Below are 3688 nucleotides of genomic sequence, written 5' to 3' on the forward strand. Positions count from 1 at the left end.
CCAGCCCTGTCATTTTAAGCATCTTACTCGGTTTGTTCGCTTTATCCATGATTTGATAGTAAAAATAAATGGCGGTTTCTTTATTCTGATCTACAAATATCCAGGCAGTATGTTGCTTATTATCATAGGGACTTAATATGCGATAGAAATGCCCAAACTGAATTAACTTGCGATAAGACTTATACCAAGATATTTGTTCCTTAACGGCTTCTTTTTCAGGTTCTGTCAACTTAGTTACATCCAATTCATATCCTAAATTCCCTGACATTGCCACATGCCCACGCATTTCCAGACTTGAATAACGATTGACTTGGTGATTAGGGACATCAGAAACATGCGACCCCATAGAACTTATTGGAAACATCATACTTGTTCCATATTGTATTTCCAGTCTTGAAGCGGCATCAGTATTATCACTAGTCCAGGTTTGAGGCATGTAATAGAGCATTCCGGGGTCGTAGCGCCCACCGCCTCCGGAGCAGCTTTCAAATAAAATATCCGGATATGTAGTAACCAAATCCTCCAGCATCTCGTAAAGACCTAAAATATAGCGATGGGCAACTTCTCCAGGCATTATCTCCGGTGCTGCTGACCCAAGTTCCGTCATATTACGATTATAGTCCCATTTAATGTAGTCAATGGGAACTTCATCCAGGATGGCTTTCATTTGACTTAGAATATTATCTCGTACTTCTTTTCTGCTAAAATCCAAGACCAATTGACTTCTGCCTCTGGAATTGGGAATCCCCGGTGTATGGATACACCAATCCGGATGGCTACGATATAAATCACTATCTTCGGAAACCATTTCCGGTTCAAACCATAGGCCAAATTTCATACCTTTTTTATGGATAGCATCGCTTAACGCTTTCAGGCCGTTCGGTAATTTGTTTTTATAGACCGTCCAGTCTCCTAAAGAAGAATAATCATCATCTCGTTTCCCGAACCAACCATCGTCCAGGACGAACAACTCAATTCCAATTTCAGCTGAAATTTCAGCCATATTCAGAATTTTTTCCTCTGTAAAGTTAAAGTAGGTTCCTTCCCAATTATTGATCAAGACGGGCCGCTCACGGTACTGATGCTTCCCTCTGATCAATTTATTCTGATAAAGTTCGTGAAAAGAACGGGACATTCCATTCAGTCCCTCTTCACTATAGCTCATGACTACTTCAGGAGTTTGGAATGTTTCTCCCGCCCCCAATTTCCATTCAAAATGTTCCGGGTTGATACCTAATTGGACGCGCGTTTGCGAAAAGGAATCCACTTCTACGTTACCTAAAAATTCACCGCTATAGATCAGGTGGAAGCCATATGCTTCTCCTGAGAATTCGTCTGTATCTTTTCGAACTAACGCCAGGAAAGGCTGATAAGTATGACTCGTGGTCCCTCTCTTACTGTCAAGTGTGTGAATCCCTCGAACCAAGGAAGATCGTAAGACTTCGCGCTCCCGTCCCCATGCCCCTGGAAATTGGATTAAATCATAATCTGAATCCGGGAGGTCAATTGACATACTCATAGCTCGCTTAATCGATAGAGCCTCTTCTCCATTATTTTGGAAACGCACTGATCTTGTCACAACTGGATGGTCTTCAAAGATTGTATACTGAAGAAACGCTGACATTCCGTGGTTTGAATCTATCAGCTGAATTTCCAAAGTCATAGCTTCTTGTTCTGATTTCACATAAGTGTGCGGCAATCCTTGTAATGTTTTCTTGCCGTTAAAAATGGAATACCCATGGTAATTTAAGTGATTTGCCCGCAAACCAGTAATATCAGTGTAGGTATAACTGGATACCCTGAAATCCCCGATATCGGTACCAGAGTACTCTTGAGGTAAAGTAGCCAATGAGAAATGCCTATCCTGAATATGATCGGGGTTTGGAGCAAACGCTCGATCTTTTCGTGGGTAATCTGAAGGGGAGTGAACCTGCTTAATTTTCTTACCCCAATAATAGTGAGAAAGATATTTATCCTCCTCCACTGCTATTACGTAACTGACGGATTTATTGGACAAATGAAAGGTTTGGGTATTTTGGTCATAAACAATATTCAAATTTTTATCCTCATTTCTACACTTTAATTTCATCAAAAAAATCTTTGAGTCCTTTGCTGCATCAAGCTAAATAGAGTTAACTCTTCACAGCCCCGATCATCATTCCTTTTACAAAGTACTTTTGAATGAAAGGATAAACTATGATGATTGGAATGGTGGAAACTATTGTGGCTGCCATACGGATACTGTCAGGGGTTGTGGTCCTGCCAGCTGCTGCTGCCGACATTTGGGATGATTGCGAATCGCCAGTTTGATATTGATTCAATATTTCTACCAATATTGATTGCATCGGTTTTAAATCCTGACTGGATGTAAATAAATATGCATCGAACCAAGAATTCCATTGGGTTACCGCAACGAATAAAGCGACCGTCACTAGTATTGGCTTGGCAATCGGAAGAATGATTTTAAAGAAAATGATTACATCATTTGCACCATCCAGGCGTGCCGATTCAAACAAGTCTTCTGGGATAGTGTCAATGTAAGAACGAATCAAAATCATGTTGTACACTCCCATTGCTCCCGGAATGACATAAACCAAAAAATTATCGGTCAAACCTAAACTCTTTATGATCATGTAGTAAGGGACAATTCCTCCGCCGAAATACATAGTAAAGATAAAGAAAAGATTTAAAAATTTCCGACCCACCAGTTCTTTACGAGAAACGGCATACGCACACATAGCCGTTACTAGTACTGCAATTGGTGTTCCGATCAAGGTACGTGCTACCGTAACTTTGACGGAAGCCATAAATTCCTTATTCCTTAAAATTTGTTCATAACTTGCAAGACTAAACTTCCTTGGCCAAAAAAAGAGTCCTCCTCTTAATGCGTCTTGGGCATCGTTAAGAGACACAATTAATATGTTCCAAAATGGATACACGGTGATAAACGTGATAACCGCAAGGAATATCAGAATCGTAATATCTAAGATAATATCCGTCTTTGTTAGCTTTTTCTTCATTGTTTTTCTCCCATCTTTTAGAAAAGACTGCTGTCACTAACTTTTCGAGTTATTTTATTTGCTGTGATAACGAGGATAAAGGACACTACCGATTTGAATAGCCCTACTGCAGTTCCGTAAGAATACATACCGTTTTGCAAACCATATCTGTATGCATAAGTGTCTAATACATCGGAGAAATTCAGAATTGAATTGTTTTGTAAAAGTAGTATCTGTTCGAATCCAGTATTCAAAATCCCTCCGATGGCAAGAATCAGCAAAATCAAAATAGTGGGTTTAAGAGCAGGAAGCGTGATGTGTACAATTTTCTGCCACCTTGTTGCACCATCAACATCGGCAGCTTCGTACTGTTCAGGATTAATTCCTGATATAGCAGCTAGGTAAATAATGGAGTTATACCCCATGCCCTTCCATGTATTGGCCAATGCGATGATCCACCAGAAATATTCTCCTTTTTGCAGGAAAAGAACATCTTCATCAGTTAAATGAAGGACCTGTAAGAATGTATTTAAAACGCCATCAGCCGAGAGAAAGGTGATCACAATATTTGCTGCGATTACCCAAGAAATGAAGTAAGGTAAGTACGAAACGGTTTGGATAGATTTTTTCAACCATTTTATACGTACTTCATTCAGACTTATAGCGATAGCAATGGGTATCGGAAATGA

At 39.9% G+C, this 3688-nt stretch carries 3 protein-coding genes; all 3 read right to left on the reverse strand.

Annotated elements, in window-relative coordinates; translation table 11 throughout:
• The coding region (locus WBV27_RS09725; protein ID WP_424201584.1) for an alpha-galactosidase at window positions 1-2056 on the reverse strand (2056 nt) is incomplete at its 3' end.
• Between the two features lie 76 nt (window positions 2057-2132).
• Window positions 2133-3020 carry a carbohydrate ABC transporter permease gene (locus WBV27_RS09730; protein WP_424201586.1) on the reverse strand — a complete coding sequence of 296 codons (888 nt, stop codon included), beginning with the start codon at window positions 3018-3020 and terminating at the stop codon, window positions 2133-2135.
• Window positions 3021-3037: 17 nt separating this feature from the next.
• Window positions 3038-3688 (reverse strand): ABC transporter permease subunit (locus tag WBV27_RS09735; RefSeq protein ID WP_424201588.1); only part of this gene is annotated, 651 nt, incomplete at its 5' end.

The sequence above is a fragment of the Trichococcus sp. genome (genome assembly GCF_049589555.1).
Lineage (GTDB): Bacteria > Bacillota > Bacilli > Lactobacillales > Aerococcaceae > Trichococcus.

Bases quoted from the DNA above. Each gene is read 5' to 3' on its own strand.
- WBV27_RS09730 (WP_424201586.1), bottom strand. From the start codon at position 3,020: ATGAAGAAAAAGCTAACAAAGACGGATATTATCTTAGATATTACGATT.